Source organism: Pseudogracilibacillus sp. SE30717A (assembly GCF_037071985.1).
Taxonomy (GTDB): Bacteria; Bacillota; Bacilli; order Bacillales; family Amphibacillaceae; genus Pseudogracilibacillus.
In genome coordinates this window covers 343,144-363,277 of record NZ_JAXHDF010000001.1, presented here as the reverse complement: position 1 = coordinate 363,277, position 20,134 = coordinate 343,144, and the positions used below count along the sequence as shown (strand labels likewise).

At 35.2% G+C, this 20,134-nt stretch carries 22 protein-coding genes; 10 read left to right on the top strand and 12 right to left on the bottom strand.

The window, feature by feature from the left end:
- Window positions 1-21: 21 nt before the first annotated feature.
- Window positions 22-483, bottom strand: coding sequence for an Hsp20/alpha crystallin family protein (locus tag SPD48_RS01645; protein WP_336256308.1), 462 nt, complete (start codon window positions 481-483; stop codon window positions 22-24).
- A gap of 208 nt (window positions 484-691) precedes the next feature.
- Here SPD48_RS01645 and htpG point away from each other — a divergent pair, with 208 nt between their 5' ends.
- Window positions 692-2,572: a molecular chaperone HtpG gene (gene htpG, locus SPD48_RS01640; RefSeq protein WP_336256307.1), complete on the top strand. Its 1,881-nt coding sequence runs from the start codon at window positions 692-694 to the stop codon at window positions 2,570-2,572.
- A gap of 414 nt (window positions 2,573-2,986) precedes the next feature.
- Here htpG and SPD48_RS01635 read toward each other — a convergent pair whose 3' ends face one another.
- Together SPD48_RS01635 and SPD48_RS01630 are read right to left on the bottom strand one after the other, a co-directional pair.
- The gene (locus SPD48_RS01635) at window positions 2,987-3,667 is read right to left on the bottom strand and encodes a DUF4956 domain-containing protein (protein ID WP_336256306.1); all 681 of its coding nucleotides are present in this window, start codon (window positions 3,665-3,667) and stop codon (window positions 2,987-2,989) included.
- A 1-nt stretch (window position 3,668) separates the two neighbouring features.
- Window positions 3,669-4,433 carry a polyphosphate polymerase domain-containing protein gene (locus tag SPD48_RS01630; RefSeq protein ID WP_336256305.1) on the bottom strand — a complete coding sequence of 255 codons (765 nt, stop codon included), beginning with the start codon at window positions 4,431-4,433 and terminating at the stop codon, window positions 3,669-3,671.
- Between the two features lie 229 nt (window positions 4,434-4,662).
- On the opposite strand from SPD48_RS01630, the gene SPD48_RS01625 reads away from it, so the two are divergent.
- From SPD48_RS01625 to SPD48_RS01615, 3 genes are read left to right on the top strand one after another with little or no spacing between them, the layout of a single operon-like run.
- Entirely contained in the window at window positions 4,663-5,292 is a 630-nt protein-coding gene (locus tag SPD48_RS01625) for a class I SAM-dependent methyltransferase (RefSeq protein WP_336256304.1), read from the top strand.
- A 36-nt stretch (window positions 5,293-5,328) separates the two neighbouring features.
- Window positions 5,329-5,685: a CidA/LrgA family protein gene (locus tag SPD48_RS01620; protein ID WP_336256516.1), complete on the top strand. Its 357-nt coding sequence runs from the start codon at window positions 5,329-5,331 to the stop codon at window positions 5,683-5,685.
- Window positions 5,682-6,371, top strand: coding sequence for an LrgB family protein (locus SPD48_RS01615; RefSeq protein ID WP_336256303.1), 690 nt, complete (start codon window positions 5,682-5,684; stop codon window positions 6,369-6,371). Before SPD48_RS01620 ends, SPD48_RS01615 begins: the two co-directional genes overlap by 4 nt.
- 440 nt (window positions 6,372-6,811) lie before the next feature.
- Here the strand turns inward: SPD48_RS01615 and SPD48_RS01610 are convergent, their stop codons facing one another.
- On the bottom strand, window positions 6,812-7,873 hold the full coding sequence (locus tag SPD48_RS01610; RefSeq protein ID WP_336256302.1) for an NAD(P)/FAD-dependent oxidoreductase: 1,062 nt from the start codon (window positions 7,871-7,873) through the stop codon (window positions 6,812-6,814).
- A gap of 104 nt (window positions 7,874-7,977) precedes the next feature.
- The gene (locus tag SPD48_RS01605; protein ID WP_336256301.1) at window positions 7,978-9,213 is read right to left on the bottom strand and encodes an MFS transporter; all 1,236 of its coding nucleotides are present in this window, start codon (window positions 9,211-9,213) and stop codon (window positions 7,978-7,980) included.
- Window positions 9,214-9,404: 191 nt separating this feature from the next.
- Here SPD48_RS01605 and motA point away from each other — a divergent pair, with 191 nt between their 5' ends.
- The 6 genes from motA to SPD48_RS01575 all read left to right on the top strand — a co-directional run bounded on the left by motA (window position 9,405) and on the right by SPD48_RS01575 (window position 13,820).
- On the top strand, window positions 9,405-10,223 hold the full coding sequence (motA, locus tag SPD48_RS01600; RefSeq protein WP_336256300.1) for a flagellar motor stator protein MotA: 819 nt from the start codon (window positions 9,405-9,407) through the stop codon (window positions 10,221-10,223).
- Entirely contained in the window at window positions 10,201-10,998 is a 798-nt protein-coding gene (gene motB, locus SPD48_RS01595; RefSeq protein ID WP_336256299.1) for a flagellar motor protein MotB, read from the top strand. The genes motA and motB overlap by 23 nt, the downstream gene beginning before the upstream one ends.
- A gap of 196 nt (window positions 10,999-11,194) precedes the next feature.
- The gene (rlmN, locus tag SPD48_RS01590) at window positions 11,195-12,256 is read left to right on the top strand and encodes a 23S rRNA (adenine(2503)-C(2))-methyltransferase RlmN (protein ID WP_336256298.1); all 1,062 of its coding nucleotides are present in this window, start codon (window positions 11,195-11,197) and stop codon (window positions 12,254-12,256) included.
- Between the two features lie 432 nt (window positions 12,257-12,688).
- On the top strand, window positions 12,689-12,901 hold the full coding sequence (locus SPD48_RS01585; protein WP_336256297.1) for a helix-turn-helix transcriptional regulator: 213 nt from the start codon (window positions 12,689-12,691) through the stop codon (window positions 12,899-12,901).
- Between the two features lie 4 nt (window positions 12,902-12,905).
- A complete protein-coding gene (locus tag SPD48_RS01580; RefSeq protein ID WP_336256296.1) occupies window positions 12,906-13,337 on the top strand; it encodes a hypothetical protein in 432 nt (143 codons plus the stop codon).
- Window positions 13,338-13,820, top strand: a complete 483-nt coding sequence (locus SPD48_RS01575; RefSeq protein WP_336256295.1) for a small multi-drug export protein — start codon at window positions 13,338-13,340, stop codon at window positions 13,818-13,820.
- Window positions 13,821-14,147: 327 nt separating this feature from the next.
- On the opposite strand, the gene SPD48_RS01570 is transcribed toward SPD48_RS01575, so the two are convergent.
- The 7 genes from SPD48_RS01570 to SPD48_RS01540 are packed head-to-tail and all read right to left on the bottom strand — an operon-like array spanning window position 14,148 to window position 19,895.
- Window positions 14,148-14,504, bottom strand: coding sequence for a Na+/H+ antiporter subunit G (locus SPD48_RS01570; protein ID WP_336256294.1), 357 nt, complete (start codon window positions 14,502-14,504; stop codon window positions 14,148-14,150).
- A complete protein-coding gene (locus SPD48_RS01565) occupies window positions 14,482-14,766 on the bottom strand; it encodes a Na(+)/H(+) antiporter subunit F1 (RefSeq protein WP_336256293.1) in 285 nt (94 codons plus the stop codon). The genes SPD48_RS01570 and SPD48_RS01565 overlap by 23 nt, the downstream gene beginning before the upstream one ends.
- Window positions 14,766-15,248, bottom strand: a complete 483-nt coding sequence (locus tag SPD48_RS01560) for a Na+/H+ antiporter subunit E (protein ID WP_336256292.1) — start codon at window positions 15,246-15,248, stop codon at window positions 14,766-14,768. Before SPD48_RS01560 ends, SPD48_RS01565 begins: the two co-directional genes overlap by 1 nt.
- 22 nt (window positions 15,249-15,270) lie before the next feature.
- Window positions 15,271-16,749, bottom strand: coding sequence for a Na+/H+ antiporter subunit D (locus SPD48_RS01555; protein ID WP_336256291.1), 1,479 nt, complete (start codon window positions 16,747-16,749; stop codon window positions 15,271-15,273).
- On the bottom strand, window positions 16,742-17,080 hold the full coding sequence (locus SPD48_RS01550) for a Na(+)/H(+) antiporter subunit C (protein ID WP_336256290.1): 339 nt from the start codon (window positions 17,078-17,080) through the stop codon (window positions 16,742-16,744). Before SPD48_RS01550 ends, SPD48_RS01555 begins: the two co-directional genes overlap by 8 nt.
- Before the next feature lie 3 nt (window positions 17,081-17,083).
- Entirely contained in the window at window positions 17,084-17,506 is a 423-nt protein-coding gene (locus SPD48_RS01545) for a Na(+)/H(+) antiporter subunit B (protein WP_336256289.1), read from the bottom strand.
- The gene (locus SPD48_RS01540) at window positions 17,496-19,895 is read right to left on the bottom strand and encodes a Na+/H+ antiporter subunit A (RefSeq protein WP_336256288.1); all 2,400 of its coding nucleotides are present in this window, start codon (window positions 19,893-19,895) and stop codon (window positions 17,496-17,498) included. Before SPD48_RS01540 ends, SPD48_RS01545 begins: the two co-directional genes overlap by 11 nt.
- Window positions 19,896-20,134: the final 239 nt, after the last annotated feature.

Sequence of the window (20,134 nt, the reverse complement as noted above, 5' to 3'; positions counted from 1 at the left end):
ACCTCCTGCTTAACGTTTATACTATTGAACATCGATTCGTCTCGGTTTGCTTTCCTGTGATTTCGGCAAGTTAATGAATAAAATACCATTTTTATTTTCAGCTTTTATTTCATCAGCATTTATATTGTTTGGTAGTGTGAAAGAGCGATAAAAGGATCCGTAACTATGCTCCACTACATGTGTTTTGTTTTCGTCATCATCTGATTTCATTTCCCGCTTTCGTTCTCCTTTAATCGACATTGTATTGCCCTCTAATTCAATGTTAATGTCTTTCGGATCAACTCCCGGAATTTCAACTTCAACTACATAGTGGTCTTTTTTCTCCTCAATATTACACTTTGGTGTAAAGGAGTTATTCTCGTTCCATAATGAAGTTGTTGGTAAAAAAGAATCGTTAAACATACGAGAAAACATTCCGTCTATTTCATTTTTAAATCGCTGAATCGGATGTTGGTCAGAGTTCCAAGGTTTTATTGGTTGCACACATCAACACTCCCTTTATATGATAGTCACTCTTTATTTTTCCACGATAAAGTCAAATTAAACATTAATAGTGTTATGATTAGAATATTACTTATAAACTAAAACCATTCCATGCTTCTAGTGAAAAAAGAGTCATATCAGTTGAATTTTACTTTTTTCATTTTAAAATATATATGGATACAAAATACTGTTAGGAGGCGTATGAATAATGGAAAAAAAGCAGTTTCAAGCTGAATCCAAACGGCTACTTGATTTAATGATCAACTCGATTTACTCTCAAAAAGAAGTTTTTTTACGTGAGTTAATATCGAATGCCAGTGATGCGATCGATAAAGTTTACTATAAAACATTAACGGATGATTCGCTCGCTTTTAATCGTGAAGATTACTATATAAAAGTAGCAGCTGACAAAGAAAATAACACATTAACAATTTATGATACAGGGATCGGAATGACGCAAGAGGAGTTGGAGGAGAACTTAGGAACGATTGCTAGAAGTGGTTCCCTCGCTTTTAAAAAAGAGAATGAAATGGAAGAAGACTTCGATATTATCGGGCAATTCGGGGTTGGCTTTTATGCGGCTTTTATGGTTGCTGATAAATTGACTGTTTTAAGTAAAGCATTTGGTAGTGACCAAGCATATAAATGGGAATCAGAGGGTGCAGAAGGGTATACGATTCAACCTGCAGAGAAGTCTGAAGTCGGTACGGAAATCACATTGACGTTAAAAGAGGATACAGAAGAAGAAAAATATAGCCAATTTGCAGAAGAGTTTCGTTTAAAAGAGATCATTAAAAAGTATTCTGATTTTATTCGCTATCCGATTAAAATGGATGTAACAAAAAGCAAACCAAAAGAAGATAATGAAGAAGAATATGTCGATTATGTTGAAGAAGAGACAATTAATAGCATGGTGCCGATCTGGCGCAAAAATAAGAGTGAACTTACAGATGAAGATTACGAAAATTTCTATCAAGAAAAGCATTATGGCTTTGACAAGCCGTTAAAACATATCCATACGAGTGTAGATGGGACCATTCGTTATCATGCTATTTTGTACATCCCTGCTACAATGCCATTTGATTATTACTCGAAGGAATATGAAAAAGGACTGGAGCTTTATTCAAATGGTGTGTTAATTATGAATAAGTGTGCAGAACTTTTACCAGACTATTTCAGCTTTGTAAAAGGGATGGTCGATTCAGAGGACTTGTCGCTCAATATCTCAAGAGAAATGTTGCAGCATGATCGTCAATTAAAAATGATTGAGAAAAATATTACTCGAAAAATCAAGACAGAATTACAAAATATGTTGAAGAACGATCGTGATAAATATGAAGAGTTTTACAATGTATTTGGTAGACAATTAAAATATGGTGTTTACAGTGATTTCGGGCAGCATAAAGATGTGTTACAAGACTTATTAATGTTCTACTCATCAAAAGAGGAGAAATTAGTAAGTTTAGATGAATATGTATCTCGTATGCCTGAAGATCAAAAGTATATTTACTATGCAACAGGTGAATCAAATGAACGAATTGCAAAACTCCCGCAGACAGAAATTGTAGCAGATAAAGGATATGAAATTCTTTACTTTACAGAGGATGTAGACGAGTTTGCCATCCGTATGCTCATGAACTATAAAGAGAAAGAATTTAAAAACGTTTCTAGCGGTGATCTAGGTCTTGAATCTGAAGAAGAGAAAAAAGAAGCGGAAAAAGAAGCAACAGATCACAAAGAGTTATTTGAGAAAATGAAAGAAATTTTGTCAGATAAAGTAAAAGAGGTTAAAGCTTCAAAACGCTTGCGTTCTCACCCAGTCTGCTTCTCAACAGAAGGTGAAGTTTCTATTGAGATGGAAAAAGTGATGCAACAAATGCCTGATGGACAAGGTGTAAAAGCGGATAAAGTATTAGAAATTAATACAAATCACGATGTGTTTAATGCATTAAAAGCCGCTAATGAAAATGATGAAGAAAAATTAAAACTATATACGAATCTCTTATACAATCAGGCGATGCTTATTGAAGGATTGCCAATCGGAGACCCGGTTGAGTTTACAAATGATATTTGTAAAGTGATGATTTAATAATTAGAAGAGGTTGGGACATAAGCTAGAAAGAGTTATTGAAACACGAGTGATTACGTTTATACTAGTCGCTACAGAAATATACTTCGCTTTCACCACTGGCATAAGAGCGACATCTGGGATTGCACAAGGTTCGTCCCATCAAATACACCTGTTCAAGCCGCACTATCGCTTGCTTTCACAGTGTCTCCTTTACCGCCAGCGCTGATAAGCCTCCTGCCCCGGCAAGGGGTATGCAGACGTTGCCCGCAAAGGGCGGTTTTAGTCTGTAATCTTTCAAAATTTGTCGCCTTTCAGGGTCTTATCGAGGCTTTTCTTCTGGCAGGAGTCTCCGTATATTTCTTTCGCTAACTTGAAATAGTTAGTGTTTGTGTTTCATATCTATTATTTTGTTTTGTCCCAACCTCTTCGTTTCTATTCCTCGCTATTTACGTAGGTAATCGAGACTTTTAAATTTGCATTTTTCTCTCGAAGTTGGTCAAGTAATTCTCGGTCTCTAACATTATTTTTAATGCGGATAGCATACGTATACAAAATCATCGTTCCTAAATTAGTAGTTTCTACTTGACGAAGATTATAACTTTCCGTAAATTCTTTAAATAAAGAGTCGAACATGTTCTCGTAATTTAAATTTTCAGGTACAGTAATTTTTAATAATTGTGTGTCTTTGCCTTTCCCATATTGAACTTTATAGAGCAGATAAAATATGAAACTTGCAAATAGTGTTAGGATAATCGCTAAATCAAAATGGTAGAGCCCACTTGTCATTCCTACGCATAGACCAAAAAAGATATATGCTATATCCTTTGCATCTGTCACAGCACTACGAAATCTAATGAGTGAAAATACTGCAAACAATCCAAAAGCTACACCTGCATTGCCACTGATTACATTCATGACAACAGAAACGATTACACTCATCATAATAATAGTGTGTACAAAGGATTGTGAATACCGCTCTCCTGTAAACGTAATTTGATATACTTTTGTAATGATTAAACTTAAGACCGTTGCAATAATCATTGCTAGAAGAACCATTGTCACTGTAGATTCACTCCCCGTTGTAGTTGTAAATAAAGTATTTAGTAGATCCAATTTAAATTCCTCCTCCAATTAATACATTTTCTTTTAACATACGTTGTGAAACTGTTTCTACTCTCAGATGTTCTAAACTAGTACAATACTTTGAAGCGCTCCGTTGCTCACACTCTAACTGTTGTAATATACGGGATAACCATAAAGGAACACTGTCGGTAACCTTTACCTCCAAGACAATTAAATTTTGATCAATAAATAATTCACCATATGATCCATTTTCAAGGAATAAATCCTCATCCCTGCATCGTAAATTAAAATCAAAAGTGAGCCGGAGATCAGAGTTGTTTATTCCATGAAGTGCTTTTCGATCATAGCTGATAATCATTTCAGGATGCAGATTATACAGATGTTGAAAATGATTAATTTCTTTAAAGACTTGATGGTTAGAAGTTTCGTAACTTTCTATGTTTTCTTCGACAGAGTTGGCTAAATATCGATAAGCTTCAGCAAGGGGTAAAACCATTCTGCGTTTGTTGACAACTTTTTTATGTTTTTGTTTAATTTCAAAAAATGCATTTCCATTCAAATCTGTATCATCATAGGTACGTAAACGGAGTTTTTGACGAAACTTTAATTTGTTTTTTGTTTCATAATAGATTTGAAAGTCTGGGCTTTCAAAGTAAAGACTCATCACTGTATAGAAACCATCTATCCCATATTTATCCGCTCGCATGTATGGGGAGATAGTTTCCATTAATTTTTCGTATTGGTCAAAAGTGATGAGGTATTTTAGTTCTTTCCTGTTAAAAATTTCAATAGCCACATTTTCACCTCCATATGCACTTACTCACTTATAGTACCTTTTGATTCTTAAATTGAGATGTGGGAAAGATTAGAAATTCATGATAAATAAATGAGATGATTCTTACTAATGAACCAATGTATTTAATAGAATAGGGGTCATGCATCATCTTTCAATGAAATTTTTTATATAATATGATAGATTAATAGTGTCTTTGTTACTCTATTGCTAGTGCGATAGGGGTTTTTTAATGTCAAATATTATGGGAATGGAGAAAGTATCATTGGCAGAAAGAAAATTAGATAGTAAGTTACAAATTAGAACGGTAGGTTTAAGAGAATGGGGTAGTAATACACCGGCATATAATCGTTATGAAGCGACACCATATTCGGCTTTAGACAAATTATTTCAATTATATACCTTCGAGAAAAATGACCGTCTGGTGGATTTTGGCTGTGGCCGGGGAAGAGTTACTTTTTATGTTCATAATAAATTTAACATTCCGGTAACAGGCGTGGAAGCACATGATAAAACGTTTGAAGAAGTGCTGAAAAATAAACGTACATATAGAAAAAAGCGTCAGCATATAAAAGCCCCAATTACTTTGGAATATGCTTTAGCAGAACAGTATGAGATCGATGAAAATGATAATTGTTTTTATTTCTTTAATCCTTTTTCAATAAAAATTTTTAAACGAGTTATTTCAAATATATTAAAATCTGTAAAAGAGAATTGTCGAACAGTAGAACTTATTTTATATTATCCACTACCTGAATTTAAGGAATATTTACGAGTAAGTACGCCTTTTGAAATGATCAATAAAGTTAAAGTTGCAGGTGATCATGGTAAATACGGGAAGTTTGTCATTTATCGAAACTAAAAGTAATAGAAAGCGGTGAAAATATTGTTGCATCTTATGAAGCTGATTATTCAAATAGCACTATTGTTTGGTCTATATTATATTGGCACATGGATCCAACAATATTTTAATTTGTTCATCCCTGGGAGTGTCATTGGACTTATTCTCATGTTTATCTTATTAACTACTGGTCTATTAAAAGCTAACTGGATCGAAAAAGGTGCTAGATTTATGATTACACATCTTGTTTTATTTTTCATTCCTGCAACTGTTGGACTATTAAATTATTATTATTTATTTAAAGGAAAAGGAATCCTGCTGATTGTCATTACATTTGTCAGTACTATAATTGTCATGATAAGTTCGGGCAAAACGAGTCAAATGCTTGCCAAAAGAAGGGATGTTAGCGAATGAGTGAAGTGTTCATCATTATCTCTGTCATTTTTGGAACTATAATAGCTTATCTCATTGCTAAGTGGCTTTATCAACGTTTTTATACCGCGTTATTACTCCCTGTGGCTACTGCGACGCTATTCATTGTTTTGTTTTTATTATTATTTAATATTTCTTATGATACGTATATGGTAGGCGGTGTATGGATTAATGCTTTTTTAGGACCTGCTGTTGTAGCCCTTGCTTATCCTCTATATGAAAATAGAGAAATATTAAAAAAACTGGCTATACCACTGCTAGTCGGAACATTTATTGGTTCATGTATAGGCGTTTTATCTGGAGTTATTCTTACAAAACTTGCGGGATTTGACAAAGAAATTCTTTACTCGATCATACCAAAGTCTGTCACGACACCTGTAGCAATGGATATTAGTTCATCGCTTGGAGGGATTGATACGCTAGCGGCAGTCTTTGTTATGGTTGCAGGTATTTCGGGAGCAATGGTTAGTACGTATGCGTTTCGGTTGTTTAAACTTACTAGCTCTTTAGGGCGCGGGGTTGGACTTGGATCGGCTTCTCATGCAATCGGAACTGCAAGGGCATTAGAGAATAGTCCGTTAGAAGGTTCTATTAGCACCATTGCAATGATTTTAAGCGCTGTATTTGTATCCATTATTACTCCATACATTTTAATGATAGTTGTTTGAATAAAAAAACAGACCAAAAAAGGATGTCGTTCACGTATAAAAGTAACATCCTTTTTCGTTTTAATCATGTCGGAACATATAAGAGGGAATGAACTGTATCAATCTGCCGCTGCAGGTAAGCTGCTTAGTTGTGAAAACGTAAAATTAGGAAATCCAATCGTCTCTTACCTTATTCTATCAACGAAGTTAATCGATCCTTTGCAATAGGGAGTTTTTAAAAAAGGAGAGGAGTTTATAACTACGTTATGTATGGATGGGAAACAGCTCAATAAGAGGCATATAATATAAAAATTGACTGGCACGAGTGATTGAAAGCATCTTCATACCAGCCAATTAGCTGTAGTGTAACTTTTGCTATCTATTTTATATTGCAGTTCATTTACTAAATGAATAATAATACATCTGTTATTAACTGGAGCATCGTACGAACCAGTTGATTTTTAATGTCGTTTTTGTAGCCAGAGTACTCCTGATTTTGTAAGCCGTGGTAGTAAACCAGTTAATGATTGTTGGAACATACTTCCAAAACCATCTGACTTTCCTAACGAACCGAGTGTTCCTCTTAATCTAATTTCTTTCGGTTCTTTCGGTTGTCTTCCATCTAAAATGTCTTCCAAGATTCTAGCAACTTGTTCTCCTTGTTGTCCGGCTAATTGTCCACTTGGTGAATGGACGGAGGAAGCATTATCCCCTATCACATAAATCTGTTCTTGTCCCGGAACTTGGAAAAACTTATTTACTACAATTTTGTTTTGGTTATCTTTTTTAAAAGGTAGCTCACGAACGATCTTATGGGGCTGTACACCAGCAGTCCAAATTGTGACGTCGTTCACATAACAAATTCCATTATTACAAACCCCATCTTTTTCAACGTATTCCACGTTTGCATGATGAAGTACCTCTACATCGTTTCTAATGAACCAATCTGCTACATGTGCTTGGATTTTTGGATCGAATGCACGTAAAACAGAGCCACCTCTATCTAATAAACGAATGTTTAAATCAGGTCTGCTTTCTCTAATTTCAGAAGCGACTTCAATTCCACTTAGTCCTGCACCAACTACCGAAATTTTTCCATACGCTTTTAAGTTACCGACAGCAAGGCCTGTATGTCTCGCTTTAGAAAAGCTTTGTACACTTTCTGTATATTCTTCGGCACCTTCAATTCCGTGATACGTATCTTCACATCCTAACGCAATAACAAGATAATCGTAGGTAACAACGGCACTTCGATCTCGGAAATAGATCTCTTTGTTTTCAAGATTAATTGACCTAACTTCTCCAAATTCATACTGCACTTGATCATGTAAAGGAAATTCAGTTCTTACATCTATATCTGCGGCTGTTCCTGCCACAATCGTATGGAATTCTGTTTTGTAAGAATGATATGGATTTTTATCTACTACAGTAATAAGTAAATCTTCTGGTAAGGCAGTACCTAAAAGTCCTGTAAGCACCTTTATTCCGCCATAGCCTCCACCTAATATGACTAAATTCTTCATAAAAATGACCTCCACAATTGGTGTGTCAAAATATTATTGTTCTACTTTTAAGATTACCAAATTCACAAAGAAAAAACTAGAAAATGTAATAGTTTCTTTAATAATTACGCATACCATTCCGCAACTTTTTCGTCCTTAGGAAGATAGAATGTTAATAGTCCAAGAAGTGGAAGCAATGAAACGAATATCATTGTTGGAAAAAGACCTATCCAGTCAATAAGTGAACCAAGTGCTACAGACCCTATTGCTCCCATACCAAATGCAAGCCCGACTATTAGCCCGGACATGGTACCTATTTTCCCCGGTATTAATTCTTGGGCATAAACAACCGTTACAGAAAAGCTGGACATTAATAAAAGTCCAATGATACATAAAAGTGCAATGGCAACAAACTGACTTACAAAAGGTAATAATATAGCCAATGGAGCTGGGGCTATTAAGGAAAATAGGATAACCTTTCGTTTTCCAAAGCGATCGGCTAAAGGACCGCCAAAGAAAGTACCAACTGCACCCATAAACAAAAAAGTAAATATATATAATTGTGCTTTAGCTATTGAAATATCGTATAAATCAATGGCATAAAAAGCATAGAAGTTTGATATCGCACTTTGATACCAAGATCGTGCAAAGACGAGGAAAATTAAGATCGTTAAAGCGCTGATAATAGCTTTTTTCGGAGCATGATTATTCCTTGATATTGCTTCTTTTTTGTGATGTTGCGTATATGTGTTCATTTGAGTCGAATACCACTTAGCGATATAAAGTAAAAATAATACTGCCAATCCAGCAACTAATGTAAACCAGATTGCACCAAATTGACCAAGTGGAACTAAGATTAGTGCTGTGATGATAGGTGCGAGTGCTTGACCGGTATTTCCACCTACTTGAAAAATACTCTGTGAAAGTCCCCGTCTCGGTCCGGCAGCTAAAAATGCTACTCGAGACCCTTCAGGATGAAAAGTAGCTGATCCTATCCCGATAAAGAACACGCTGATCAGTATCATTTCAAAATTTGGGGCAAATGCGAGTCCTAACATTCCGAGCATACTACTTGTTAACCCAATAGGAAGAGCATAAGGGAGGGGGCGTTTATCCGTATATATTCCAATAACTGGTTGCATAACAGATGCAACCATATTTAAAGTAAATGCAATGAGGCCAAGTTGGGTAAAGGTCAAACCTAATGAACTTTCTAATATAGGAAACATAGCAGGTATGACTGCTTGCAGAGAATCATTTAAAAGATGACACATCGCAATAATGAATAAAATGGAATAGACCGTTTGATTATCTTCTTTTCCAATAAGCTTTTTTGAACGTGATTTGACAGTTGAATTCATCTTTAGCCTACTTTCAGTGGATCGATTGATACTTCTCTTTAGAAATATAGCATATTATTGGCGTTATTGTAACTTTTTGTTTTTCACATAGATTCACTTGATACTTTAAGCCTATTTGCCGATATATATAGTAACTGTATTTATATAATTTTATTAAAAAATGTGGCAAGGTAAATTTTAGGAGGATTCAAGTGGATAAGACTTCAGTTATAGGAATTATATTAGGATTTATAGCAATTGGTGTAGGTATGGTTTTAAAAGGTGTTCCAATAGTTACTTTACTTAATCCAGCAGCATTTTTAATCATCATTGTTGGTACGGCTGCATCTGTATTAATTGCCTTTCCAACTCGCATAATTAAAAATATTCCTGCGCTATTTAAAATTCTTTTTATAGAAAAAAATGAAATAAATGTATATGAGTTAATAGACCGTTTTACTCTTTGGGCCGAGCAGACAAGAAGAGAAGGCTTGTTGTCCCTAGAAGGAAGTATGGAAGAGATCGATGATCCATTTTTAAATTCAGGTTTACAAATGGCTGTAGACGGACAGAACCCGGATTTTATACGGGATGTCCTCATGGAGAAAATTGCAGCAATGGAAAATAGACATGCTGAAGGAGCGCAAGTTTTCTCTCAGGCAGGTACGTATGCTCCTACCCTTGGTGTGCTAGGGGCTGTAGTGGGACTTGTGGCAGCATTAGGTAATATGGAGAATATGGATCTATTAGGAGCTGCTATTTCTGCAGCATTTATTGCTACGCTATTAGGTATTTTTACTGGATACGTTCTATGGCATCCATTTGCAAATAAATTAAGGCAAAAATCAAAGCAGGAAGTAAAAATAAAAGAGATCATGGTAGAAGGGATTTTATCCATCACGACTGGAGAGTCACCAGCTGTTATTAAGGACAAGCTAAGCTCTTATTTATCATCTAAAGAAATTGCTAATATGGAACAACAAAGCAGCGTAGAACAGGAGGGAGAGTATGTCGCGGAGGAAACGAAATAAAGACAACGAAGCAAAAACAGATGAATCCTGGTTGCTTCCGTATGCAGACATGCTCACACTATTACTAGCTCTGTTTATTGTACTATTTGCTATGAGTGAAATTGACGTTAAAAAGTTTGAACAGTTGGCTTATATTTTTAAAACGGAATTTAACAGTGGATCAGGTATCATGGATCAAGCTGTAAGTATTGTTCCTGAGAAGGACCCTGTTGATTTAGAGGGAAAAGAAGAGGACAGAGACAAAGAGGAAGAAGCATCCAAAGAGGATTCTGTTCAATTAAGAGAATATGAAGAGTTAAAAGCAATCCAAGAAAGTATAGAAACATATATTGCAACAAATAGTTTAACTGAAACTTTAGGTACCAAACTAACATCAGAAGGCTTGCTTATTACTGTAAGGACAGATATAACGTTTGATTCGGGAAGTGCTAAAGTAAAAAAACAAGGGATCGATATAGCCAAAGAAATTGCTGCTTTTTTAAATACGGATCCACCCCATGAAGTAGTAATTAATGGGCATGCAGATGATCGACCAGTGCATAATCAGGAATACGCATCAAACTGGGAACTTAGTTCAATGCGGGCTATTCAATTCATGTATTTACTTCTAGACAATTCAGATGTGGATCCTAAATACTTCAGTGCAAGAGGTTATGGAGAGTTTCGTCCAGTAGTTGAAAATAATAATGAAAAAAATCGGGCAATAAACCGTCGGGTAGAAGTACTTATTCAGCCAAATCATAATATTGAAGAAGAAGTAGAGCACAGAGAGTAGAATATAAACAATTAGAAGTAACATGATGATGACTTTTTTGAACTGGTGACAGCAGTGTAAATATAACCATTTCTTGCTTTAATATCCTTTAAAATTACTCTTACATCTAATATGAAAATGTATTTAATTGACTCAAGATATGTTATCATGTTAAAGGAGAAACTCAGAAGAGATTCAAAAAAAGAGGGTTAAAATAATGAAAAAATCAATATATAGTCTTCCATTTGATCAATTAACGGAACTCCTAGTTGATTCAGGTGAGAAAAAGTTTAGAGCTGAACAAGTGTGGGATTGGTTATATAAGAAGCGGGTTAAAAGCTTTGAAGAAATGAAAAACATTAATAAAGCTTGCCGTCAGTTGCTTGAAGAGAATTTTGTCATCCATTCAATGGCTGAAGAATTAAGACAAGAGTCTGCAGATGGTACTATTAAGTTTTTGTTTAAACTGAAAGACGGAAATTTAATTGAAACAGTTTTAATGCGCCATCATTATGGTCTATCAATATGTGTGACAACGCAGGTCGGATGTAATATAGGCTGTACATTTTGTGCAAGTGGAATTCTCGCAAAAAGTCGAGATTTAACAGGCGGAGAAATTGTTGAGCAAATCATGAAGGTACAGATGTTTCTTGATGAACGGGGAAAAGAAGAACGAGTTAGTCATATTGTTGTCATGGGTATTGGTGAACCTTTTGATAATTTTACTAATCTTGTTAATTTCTTATCCGTGGTAAATGACCAGAAAGGGCTCGCTATAGGTGCGCGGCATATTACTGTATCTACAAGTGGATTGGCTCATAAAATTTATGAGTTTGCTGATCTTGGGTTGCAAGTAAACCTGGCAATTTCATTGCATGCTCCAAATGATGAGCTTCGAACAAGTATTATGAAAATAAATCGGGCATTCCCAATAGCCAAACTAATGGATGCGATTGATTATTATTTAGAAAAAACAAACCGTCGCATCACTTTTGAGTATATTTTGCTAAAAGAGGTTAATGACAAGGAGGAGCATGCAAAGGAACTTGCTCACCTTCTCAGAAACAAACGTCATCTCTCTTACGTCAATTTAATCCCATATAACCCAGTAAATGAACATATTCAGTATGAGCGAAGTACTACAGAGGCGATTAACTTATTTGAAGAAACGTTAAAAGGCAAAGGAATTAATTGCGGAGTCCGCCTTGAGCAAGGAACCGATATTGATGCAGCATGCGGTCAATTGAGAAGTAAACAAATGAAGCGGAACGTTGGCTAATCAGAGAATCTAACCATATGAAATGGTTAGATTTTTTTATTTAATATTATTCAATTTCATAATTATCTTATTCGCTAGGAAATCGAACAAATATAAACGATATCCACTTAGGTGATTGAAACAGAAGGTGGTGACTCCTGCGGGAAAAGCATGAGTCTTGAGACTCCACAACGAGCAACTATAAGGAAAGCTGACTAAAACTAGCCGTTGCGGCCAATATCGGCATACCCCTTGCCGGGTCAAGGAGGCTCAAGCCATGCCCCGAGGAAAGCATCCACCTGCAGTGGAAATCACGTTTCTATCTTCATACATTTGCTTTTAAAAATGGTAAAGCCCTAATGTAATCTTTTCTTAACTAAATGTTATATATCCTTTACAATATGTTAATCATACTGTACAATTCTATTTGTATCCTACGAAAGGAGATTTTTTATGCTTCGTAATCGTGTAAGAGAATTAAGGGCACGGGATAATTATTCTCAAACAGAGTTAGGTAAGTTAATTGGGGTTACTCGGCAAACTATTGGACTTATTGAAAAAGGTGACTATGAGCCATCTGTAAAATTGGCTTTAAAAATTGCAGACGTGTTTGATCTTTCTTTAGAAGAGATTTTTTGGTTAGAAAAGGAAAGAAAGGCGGATTAAAAAGATGTTAGAAAGAATTTTAAGATCTCCTTTATTAATGATCAGTATTTTAATTTATTTAGGTATTGTTTATGTTGGAGTACAAGAAGGTTGGTCCAAAGCTTTACTATTTTATCCTTTTCTTATTTCATTTTTGATTTATTTCGCCTTTGTTTATATACATAACAAAAGGAATCCTGACAAGCGTATTAAATGGATCACATATATTCCATATGAACTAAGAGAAGATGATGAAGGTTTACAGTGGATTACGTTTAAAGCAACTCGCAAAGTATATATATTTTATTCATTTGCCATTCCTATAGGGATTGTATTATATACTTTTTTTCACGAAGTTATTTCGTATTTTACTATTTGGATGCTTGTCGGTTTTGGTATCATTCAGTATTTAATCTATTGGCTTGAAACGAAAGATATTTTAAAGGGGGAAGAATAAATGTTTCTTACTTATATTATTATTTTATTATTGGCCGCTATTCCATTTTTTGAAATTATGGCGATTATACCAATTGCAATTATCGGTGGACTTCCAGTTATACCTGTTATGCTAGTCGCTTTTCTAGGGAATTTATTCACAATTATTTTATTAATACTCTTTTTAGATAAATTTAGAGAATGGCGTAGAAAAAGAAAAGGGAAAGAACAAGAGGATTCTAAACGTCATAAACGTGCAAGAGCGCTCTGGGATAAATATGGACTTCCAGGTCTTGCTTTTATTGGTCCGTTTTTTGTAGGAAGTCATTTATCCGCTTTATTGGCGCTAACCTTTGGAGGGACAAAAGCAAAAACATTGTCTTTAATGACAGCGAGTTTACTTACTTGGACGATTGTTTTAGGCTTGGCAGCTTATTTTGGTTTCGACTACTTTATTGCGGATGAGGATGATTTAGGATTTATAACTCGATTAATTCATAGATAAAACAGGAGGGGAGACTATTATCCCCTTTTGTTTGCAGATAAGAAAGTATAAATTTCTTCTTACTGCCCACTGGCTAAAAGCACAACGTCCTAGGAATGCGCTTACTCGTCCCACCGTATCAACGCCAGTACTAGCACGTCTTGTGTGTCGTAAGTTCAGCTCAAACTCTTGCCATAAAGACTTGCACTCCAGAGCATAAATACATGCAACATCACCGCTGTCTTGCATCAGTATGGCTCTGAGGAAGGCCGACTAAGAGCAGGCTTTGCGCCTGACGTCGGCATACCCCTATGAAGGGGCATGTTTTCTTTAGTGATAAGCCGTTTTCTAATCATCTTTTTTTAATACGGGCTTTAATTCATCTTCAATCGTAGCATCTGCCATTTTTACGTTTGCCCGGTAAGCAGCACGCAGTACTAAATGTCCAGAGACAGGGGCAGTGATAAAGACAAAAACAATTCCGAGCATTAAACGAACACTTATATACCCTTCGCCAAGCCAGACATAAATAAATGTACCAACGAGCGTAATTAATACAGCGAGAGTAGTTGTTTTCGTAGCAGCGTGGGCCCGCGAATAAATATCATGAAAACGGATGATTCCTATTGCACTGACAACACTTATAATGCTGCCAAACAAAATTAATAAAGCTCCGATAAGTTCAAAGGTCACGTTTTCGTTCAATAATGACACCTCTTTCTAAAAACTTCGAGAAAGAAATTGTGCTGATAAAAGCTAATATACCTAACACGAGAATGACGTCATAAAATGCTCTCGTTTGAAAAAGAATGGAGACGATAGCCATCGTTGAAATTAAATTGACTCCAACAACATCCATAGCAATAACTCTATCTGGAAAGGTTGGTCCAGCTATAATTCGATAGAAGGTAATTAAAATTGCGACACCGAATAATACTAAAGATATATTTAGAATGGTTTCAATCATTATCTCGTCACCTCCATAATTGCCTTCTCAAACACTTTTAATGACCGTTCCAAGTCACCTTTGTATCGTTTAATATCCATGGCATGTATATAGAACACATTTCCTTCTTCGTTTACTTCCATAACAACTGAACCAGGGGTTAACGTTAATAGCAAGGCAAGTGTTGTTACTTCCCACTCTCCTCGCAAAATAGTTTTATATGTAAATATGCCAGGTTCTATATTAATTTTAGGGCTTAATATATGTTTGATCACGACAACACTTGATTGGAATATCTCTGAAATAAAAATAAAGATTAATTTAATAACAGAGATAAGCCGGTGTAAATAGAAATGACCGCCAAAAAACCTTCTCATAAGTAGGACGATAAAACTACCAATAAGAAATCCAGTTATGACTGTTTGGATTCTTAATATATCTTCATCTTTTAACAATACCCATAAAAAAGCGATAAATAAGTTCAATAAAAATTGTGCAGCCATGCGATTCATCTCCAATTCAAGTTTATTTGGACATTATGGCATCAATGTAGATGGATGGATTAACAAGTGTTTCTGCAGCATTTGAAAGATATGGCGACAGAGTTTCAGCGCCAATACCAAGCGCAAATGTAATTCCAACCAAAATTGCACTAGGGACAACGATCTTTTTAGGCAAAGGTATTTCTTCATCATCGCCTATAATTGTTTCGCCCCAAAAACAACTCATAAATACACGAGTCAACGAATACAGAACGACAAGACCAGAAGCAAAGCTCAATCCGAGTAAAACAAAGGACCCTGTTGCAATTGCGGCCTCACCTAATAATACTTTTCCGAGAAATCCACTTAATGGGGGGATACCTGCTAATGATAAGACACAAATAAAAAACATCCATCCGAGAACTGGATAGTTACGTATGAGTCCACTCATTTCATCCAGCTTTTCTGTTTTAGTTAAGTAAATCATTGTTCCTGCTAATAGAAATAAAAGTGCTTTTACAAACATATCGTGTATTAAGTAAAAGATAGCACCTTCAATTGCAGTCTGTGTCATAAGAGAAAGGCCAACTAAAATGAATCCAATAGCAATGACAACATTGTAGGAAACAATTTGTCGAATATTGGTATAGGCAAGCGCACCAATACAGCCACCTATTAACGTTAATCCTGCCATGACTCCAATGATTGTATGTGTAACTCCTTGTTCGTGATAAAAGAGCAAAGTAAAGATACGAAATAATGCATAAACCCCTACCTTGGTCAGCAATGCACCAAATAAAGCAGCAATTGCAGTCGGTGGTGTACTATATGATCCAGGTAACCACTGGTACAATAATAATGCACTTTTTAAACTGAAAACAATCAAAAATAGTAAGCTGATGATCGTTAAAATCGGTGTTTGGCCAACCTCAGCAATTCTTATTGACAGATGTGCCATATTTAAAGTACCAAGTGTTCCATATAAGTAAGCAATCGCAATTAGAAATAATGAAGATGATACTACGTTGATCGCAATATACTTAATCGATTCTTTTAACTGACGTTTTGAGGCACCTAAAGTAATTAACGCATAAGAAGCAAGCAACATTACTTCGAAAGTAACGAATAAATTAAATATGTCTCCTGTCAGAAATGATCCGTTTACTCCTGCAATAAGAAAATTTACAAAAGAATAAAAGTAATACTGTTCACGTCTAGTTCCAATTGTTGGCATTGCGTACAAAACACATAAGGCCGTAATAATAGTAGAAGTAATAACTAATAAAATTGCAAACGTGTCACCAACAAACAAGATACCAAATGGAGGGATCCAACCACCGAAGTCAAGGCTCATAATCCCATCTGTTTGGACTTTCTTTAAAATAAAAATACTTAAAAGGGCATTAATCATCAAAGAGGTAAATGTAATCCATCTTTGTCTTATAATATAAGTACGATAAAAAACGAGTAAAACACCGACAAGTAAAGGTATTACCATAGGAAGAACAAGCAAATTATTCATGGCGATACCCCCGTAGTTTACTTAAATCATCCGTTTGCGTTTGATTATTTACTTGATAAGCTAAGACGAGAAAAAAAGCAGTGACGGCAAAGCTGATCACAATGGAAGTCAAAATCAACGCTTGTGGTAACGCATCAACATATTTATCTGAGTTATTATCTATTATTGGCACTGTGTCACCTTTAAATCCGCCCATTGCCATTAATAATAAATGGACAGCGTGAGTGAGGACGGCAGTACCTAAAATAACTTTCGTCAAGTTTTTGGATAGTAAAAGATACGTTGCAACAGTTACCAAGACTCCCGATACGAGTATGATTAATGTTTCCATAACTTACACGTCCTCACTAATACTTAGAATAATTGTTACAACCACTCCTACAACAACTAAAGCAACTCCAGTTTCGAAAATAGTCACGGTTGTTAATTCAGTAGTCCCGAAAAAAGGGATGTCTACATGTGTAAATGACTGGTTTAAAAAAGGCTGACCGAAAATAGTTGCACCAACACCGGTTAGAAGGACAATTGTAGCTCCAAGAGCGGCAACATGTTTAAAGTCTACTGGAATTCCTTGTTTAACCGTTTCAATATCAAATGCAAGTAAAAGTAAGACAAAGCTTGAAGCTAGTACAAGCCCGCCGATAAATCCTCCACCAGGTGAGTTATGTCCAGCAAAGAACAGATAAAGGGCTAATGTTAAAATAATGAAGACAACTATTTTTGAGACAGATTGTAAAATAACTTCATTAATCTTCAATTTTTTTCGCCCCTTTATTACTTCTATATTTTATCAACGTATAAACACCAATTCCTGCGATGAATAGAACAATAGCTTCTAGCATTGTATCAAACGCCCTGAAATCGCCTAAAATTGTATTTACAATATTTTTTCCACCAGTCAATTCGTCAGAGTTTTCAAAGAAGACAGAAATAGACTGAAATAATTTTCCACTATTAACTGTTAAAGCAATTAATGTAAACACTGTACCAACAGAAATGGCAATTAAAAGATTTGTTCGCTTGACTCTTTGCTCTGAATTGTTGGCATCCCACTTAGGGAGAAAGTAAAAGCAAAGAAGAAATAAAGCCGTAGTTACCGTTTCAATTACGAGCTGCGTTAGCGCTAAATCGGGTGCTCGAAACAGGACGAAAAACATCGCGATAGCGAATCCGATAAATCCATTCACTAATATTGCTGTTAAGCGAGATTTCGACAGCAGAATAGTAATTCCTGCTACAACGATTGTGCCCGCTAATATCCATTCAAATGGATGAATGATCTTGTCGTTTTCTGTAGTAAAATTAAACGCATCAAGAAAATAGAGAGCCCCACCTAATAAAATAATAAAAAAGATGAATATATAGGTTAAGTAATTTTTTAAGTATCCTGTCATATAAAAGTCGGTGATTTTCTTTGAAGTTTTATCTACTGTATCCAAAATAAGATGATAAAAATTATCAAATGAAAAACTTCTAGGGAATAAAATAAAAACTTTCTTTAAATAAGAACGTAATAGATAAACGATTATTCCGAACAAGATAACTCCGATCGTCATCATAAGCTCCTGATTAAATCCATGCCACCACATAATGTTTCCAATTGTTTGTACATCAAACTCTGGATAAATACTCTGTACAGCTGGCTTTAATATCCATTTGCTAAGTGTGTTTGGAAAAAAGAAAATTAAAACGACAAATAACCCTAACGTAATTGGCGCAAGAAGCATACCAAATGGCGGTTCTTTTGCATTCGTTGTAGGTTGTTCTCTATAAGGACCAAAAAAGGTTTGAAAGACAATCATCATGCTATATACAAAGGTAAATATACTCGCGATCCAAGCAATAATAGGAAACAAGTTCGCAACTGATTGGATGGAGAAGATATCGAATTCTTTTACATTTAGCATAGCAGTGAAAAACATTTCTTTACTTAGAAAGCCATTAAATGGCGGTAATCCTGCCATAGAGAAACTACCGATCAATGCAATAGTAAAGGAAACTGGCATAAATGAGAGCAGTCCACCTAATCTACGTATATCGCGCGTTCCAATTTGATAATCAATAATCCCAATAATCATAAAAAGGGCACCTTTAAATGTAGAGTGATTAATCAAATGAAATAATGCAGCAAAAGTTGCTTGAGTATATAATACAGAACTTATAGGAATATCTGGATGTAAAGATAAAGAACCGACGCCAAATAATGTCATGATCAAACCGAGCTGACTGATAGTAGAATAGGCAAGCAATGCTTTTAGATCAGTTTGTCGAATGGCTGTAAGAGCAGCCCAGAATAACGTGATCAATCCAATCAAACTGACAGCCCAAAACCAAAATGATTCTCCTCCAAAAACTGGAGTAAATCTTGCGACAAGATAAATTCCCGCTTTTACCATTGTAGCCGAATGTAAATATGCGCTAATAGGGGTAGGTGCCTCCATCGCATCCGGTAGCCAGATATGAAAAGGAAACTGCGCAGACTTTGTAAAGGCTCCTAGAAGAACTAGTGCCATAATCGGAACAAGCAATGAGTGATTTTTTATTATGTCAGAAGCTGCTATTATTTCTCTGATACTAAAAGTGTCCGTTATATGGTGCAGCATCAGAAATGCAATAAGCATAGCAAAACCACCGAGCACTGTAATGAGCAATGCTTTCTTGGCCCCATAACGAGATCCTTTTCTTTGATACCAATATGCAATTAGTAAGAACGATGAGATACTCGTTAATTCCCAGAAAACATATAATAGAAGTAAGTGATCGGAAAAGATAACACCTAACATACTACCCATAAATAGCAGTAAATAAATATAAAAGTGGACAAGAGATTGTTCTGTTGATAAGTAATAGATAGAGTATAATACCACTAGGATTCCAATCCCTGTTATTAAAAGACCAAAAATCATACTTAGTCCATCTAAATATGTGAGAAAATTTATATTATACGAGGGTATCCAATTAAATTGATAACTGAACGTTTGTCCTTTTGCGACAGTGGAGATTTGCCGAGCTAAAAGGAAAAATAAAAGGCTTGGAATAAGGAGTACTAACCATCCGATGTGAAAACGTCTAAAATTCCTCAGAAAGAGTAAGATAAAAATTGCTGCTATAAATGGAAGAATAATCGCCATATTAATCGTAAGCAATTGTTTTCCTCCTTAATATGATAAAGTTTTCTTTTTACAGTAAGTGATTGAATATAAAAGTTTCTAGTTAATTATATACTATAAAAAATTTGAAAGCACGTGAACCATTCATCTTTTTTCACGAAAAATAAAAATCAATTTATCGACTTAATCAATATTCATAGAAAAAAGTTGTAACATAACGTATAATATGATGGTATATTCAAGAGTAACATTTAGGGAGTAGAGAGGGTGACGTA

Coding starts and splice junctions, on each gene's coding strand:
- SPD48_RS01575 (WP_336256295.1), top strand. CDS start 13,338: ATGTTTCTTACTTATATTATTATTTTATTATTGGCCGCTATTCCATTT.
- SPD48_RS01565 (WP_336256293.1), bottom strand. CDS start 14,766: ATGATTGAAACCATTCTAAATATATCTTTAGTATTATTCGGTGTCGCA.
- motB (WP_336256299.1), top strand. CDS start 10,201: ATGTCGCGGAGGAAACGAAATAAAGACAACGAAGCAAAAACAGATGAA.
- SPD48_RS01555 (WP_336256291.1), bottom strand. CDS start 16,749: ATGAATAATTTGCTTGTTCTTCCTATGGTAATACCTTTACTTGTCGGT.
- SPD48_RS01560 (WP_336256292.1), bottom strand. CDS start 15,248: ATGGCTGCACAATTTTTATTGAACTTATTTATCGCTTTTTTATGGGTA.
- SPD48_RS01610 (WP_336256302.1), bottom strand. CDS start 7,873: ATGAAGAATTTAGTCATATTAGGTGGAGGCTATGGCGGAATAAAGGTG.
- SPD48_RS01620 (WP_336256516.1), top strand. CDS start 5,329: ATGAAGCTGATTATTCAAATAGCACTATTGTTTGGTCTATATTATATT.
- SPD48_RS01585 (WP_336256297.1), top strand. CDS start 12,689: ATGCTTCGTAATCGTGTAAGAGAATTAAGGGCACGGGATAATTATTCT.
- htpG (WP_336256307.1), top strand. CDS start 692: ATGGAAAAAAAGCAGTTTCAAGCTGAATCCAAACGGCTACTTGATTTA.
- rlmN (WP_336256298.1), top strand. CDS start 11,195: ATGAAAAAATCAATATATAGTCTTCCATTTGATCAATTAACGGAACTC.
- SPD48_RS01580 (WP_336256296.1), top strand. CDS start 12,906: ATGTTAGAAAGAATTTTAAGATCTCCTTTATTAATGATCAGTATTTTA.
- SPD48_RS01605 (WP_336256301.1), bottom strand. CDS start 9,213: ATGAATTCAACTGTCAAATCACGTTCAAAAAAGCTTATTGGAAAAGAA.
- SPD48_RS01615 (WP_336256303.1), top strand. CDS start 5,682: ATGAGTGAAGTGTTCATCATTATCTCTGTCATTTTTGGAACTATAATA.
- SPD48_RS01625 (WP_336256304.1), top strand. CDS start 4,663: ATGTCAAATATTATGGGAATGGAGAAAGTATCATTGGCAGAAAGAAAA.
- SPD48_RS01550 (WP_336256290.1), bottom strand. CDS start 17,080: ATGGAAACATTAATCATACTCGTATCGGGAGTCTTGGTAACTGTTGCA.